The sequence below is a fragment of the Nonomuraea sp. NPDC049784 genome (assembly GCF_040659615.1).
Lineage (GTDB): Bacteria > Actinomycetota > Actinomycetes > Streptosporangiales > Streptosporangiaceae > Nonomuraea.
Genome location: NZ_JBFAMX010000961.1, coordinates 1 through 2739, shown reverse-complemented (window position 1 = coordinate 2739; position 2739 = coordinate 1). Strand labels below are relative to the sequence as shown.

Sequence of the window (2739 nt, the reverse complement as noted above, 5' to 3'; positions counted from 1 at the left end):
GGGATGCGCACGCCCATGGACCGCTCGATGCTGGCGATGATGTCAATGGCCAGCAGCGAGTCGGCGCCCAGCCCGATCGCGCGGAGCTTCGCCTCCTGCATCCGCTGCGCCCCGTTCGTCAGCACCCCGAGCGTGAACCCGCCCAGCTCCTCCACCGCCTGGGCCGCGTCCGGGTAGGCGGACCAGTTCTGCCGGTAGCGTTCGGCGAAGTCGGTGTAGGCCGCGTCCAGATCGCCGGGCTCAGGCACGGCCAGTTCCTCACACAGCCCGCGGAGGCGGCGGCGCCGCTGCTCCTGCAGCGAGCACTCGCCCGCCTGCCACATCGCCAGGTGCGGACCCTCCAGCCCGGCCCACAGCGCGGCCACCTCATCCAGGCGCGGGTGGCCGGGGGAGCGCGCCGACACCCACGCGACGATCGCGGCGTCGGCGGCGCCCCGGTGGTCGAGCAGCGTGTCGTCCAGGTCGAACAGCACACCCTTGATGCCTGACAGGGCCCCGGCCGCCGTCACAGCCGGCCTCCCATGGTGGCGGCGGATGAGGTCACAGCGAGGCTCCGGTGTGGAAGGGACATCTTCCTCATCCTAGGCCGAAGCCGCCCGCGTCCTTTTCCGCCAAGGACGTCAGCCGGGGGAGGTCACTGCTGCTTGCGGTAGTCGCCGGCGCGGCGCACGTGGTCGATCATAATGCGTTCCGCGGCCTCGGCGTCGCCGGACTCCAGAGCGGCCAGGATGGCCTCGTGCGCTTTGAGCTGGGCCTTGACCTGGGTCTCGTCCAGCCACAGCGACGCCTCCGCGGGCACGGGGAAGCTGTTGCGCACCGACCTGGCGTGCGCACCCAGGAAGGCGGGGCCACCGATGTCGACGATGCGCAGGTGGAGCCGCCTGCTCTGCTCCGCGAGCCGGTCGTACCTGCCGTGCGCGGCGTCGTCGGCCATCGACGCGTGCAACTCGCGCAGACCAGCCAGCTCCTCAGGGGTGATCTTCTCCGCAGCCAGGCGGGCACCCAGTCCTTCGACCACCGCGCGCAGGCCGTAGTACTCGGCCAGGGCCTCGTCGCCCAGGTCCACCACGGTCGCGCCGTGATGCGCCTCGTAGCTGATCAGCCGGTCCTTCTCCAGCCTGCGCAGCGCCTCGCGCACTGGCGTCACCGAGACGCCCAGCCGGCGGGCCACCTCCCCGGCGCGCAACGCCGTGCCGCCCGGGATCCGCGCGGTGCGGATCTCGTCGAGCAGCACGCTGTAGACGTAGTCGGCCTTGCTCATGGGCGGCCGAGGCTCCGTGGGCGACATGCCCCCAAGTGTCTCGCAGATCGGTCACCTGGTTGACCTATGACATATTTCTTATAAGTTACATATCCATGACGAGCCTCGCCGACCTGAGGGTCATCGACGCGGCGACCCTGTTCGCCGGTCCCTCCGCCGCGATGATGCTGGGCGACTTCGGCGCCGACGTGATCAAAATCGAGCATCCCCGGCGCGGCGACCCCTCGCGCGGGCACGGCGCTTCCCTGGATGGCGTGGGCCTGTGGTGGAAGGCGCTCTCGCGCAACAAGCGCACCGCGGCCGTGGACCTGTCGCACACCGAGGGCCAGGAAATCCTGCGCCGCCTGGCCGAGCGGTCCGACGTGCTGATCGAGAACTTCCGCCCCGGCACCCTGGAGCGGTGGAACCTGGCCCCGGAAGACCTGCTCAAGCACAACCCGCGGCTGATCGTGGCGAGGATGACCGGGTTCGGGCAGTTCGGGCCGATGGCCAAGCAGCCGGGGTTCGGGACGCTGGCCGAGGCCATGAGCGGGTTCGCCGCCATGACCGGGCAGCCCGACGGGCCGCCCACGCTGCCGCCGCTGGCGCTGGCCGACGGCATCGCGGGCCTCGCCATGTCGTACGCGATCATGGTGGCCCTGCACGCCCGTGAGCGGACCGGGCGCGGCCAGGTCATCGACATGGCGATCATCGAGCCCATCCTGGGCCTGCTCGGGCCGCAGATGAGCGCGTACAAGGCGCTCGGGGTCGTGCCGAAGCGCACCGGCAACCGGTCCAGCAGCAACGCGCCGCGCAACACGTACCGGACCCGCGACGGGCGGTGGCTGGCCATCTCCACCAGCGCCCAGCCCATCGCCGAGCGCGTGGTCACCCTGGTGGGACGGCCCGACCTGGTCGAGCAGCCGTGGTTCGCCAGCGGGCAGGGACGCGTGCAGCACGTGGACGAGCTGGACGAGGCGGTCGCCACCTGGATCGCCGAACGGGACGCCGAGGAGGTCATCGCCCGCTTCGAGGAGGTGCAGGCCGCCGTCGCGCCCATCTACGACGTCAGCGACATCGCCGAGGACCCGCAGTACGCGGCGCTCGGGACGTTCGTGGAGGTGCCCGACGAGGAGCTCGGCTCGCTCACCATGCAGAACGTCTTCTTCCGCCTGTCGGACACCCCCGGCGAGATCCGGTGGCCGGGGCGGCCCCTCGGGCGCGACACCGACGAGGTGCTCGGCGAGCTCGACTACTCCGGCGAGCGGATCGACGCCCTGCGCGAGGCCGGGGTGATCGCGTGATCGCCCCCGTGACCTGGCTGTACGTCCCCGGCGACCGGCCCGAGCGCTTCGACAAGGCCGTCGCCTCCGGGGCGGACGTGGTCATCATCGACCTGGAGGACGCGGTCGCGCCCGCCCGCAAGGACGAGGCCCGCGCCAACGCCGCCGCCTACCTGCGAGCACGCCGGGACGCCGGCGTCGCCGTGCACGTGCGGG

Annotated in this window: 4 protein-coding genes; 2 read left to right on the top strand and 2 right to left on the bottom strand. The window is 71.7% G+C overall.

Annotated elements, in window-relative coordinates:
* Both AB0J09_RS61715 and AB0J09_RS61710 read right to left on the bottom strand, forming a co-directional pair.
* Nucleotides 1-509 (bottom strand): HAD family hydrolase (locus AB0J09_RS61715; RefSeq protein ID WP_360713397.1); only part of this gene is annotated, 509 nt, incomplete at its 3' end.
* A gap of 125 nt (nt 510-634) precedes the next feature.
* The gene (locus AB0J09_RS61710; protein WP_360713396.1) at nt 635-1288 is read right to left on the bottom strand and encodes a GntR family transcriptional regulator; all 654 of its coding nucleotides are present in this window, start codon (nt 1286-1288) and stop codon (nt 635-637) included.
* 68 nt (nt 1289-1356) lie between these two features.
* Between AB0J09_RS61710 and AB0J09_RS61705 the strand changes: the two genes are divergently transcribed.
* Together AB0J09_RS61705 and AB0J09_RS61700 are read left to right on the top strand one after the other, a co-directional pair.
* Nucleotides 1357-2544, top strand: a complete 1188-nt coding sequence (locus tag AB0J09_RS61705; RefSeq protein ID WP_360713394.1) for a CoA transferase — start codon at nt 1357-1359, stop codon at nt 2542-2544.
* The coding region (locus AB0J09_RS61700; protein ID WP_360713392.1) for an aldolase/citrate lyase family protein at nt 2541-2739 on the top strand (199 nt) is incomplete at its 3' end. The genes AB0J09_RS61705 and AB0J09_RS61700, both read left to right, overlap by 4 nt.

Excerpts from the sequence above, each read along its gene's own strand:
- AB0J09_RS61705 (WP_360713394.1), top strand. The coding sequence starts at position 1,357 with ATGACGAGCCTCGCCGACCTGAGGGTCATCGACGCGGCGACCCTGTTC.
- AB0J09_RS61710 (WP_360713396.1), bottom strand. The coding sequence starts at position 1,288 with ATGTCGCCCACGGAGCCTCGGCCGCCCATGAGCAAGGCCGACTACGTC.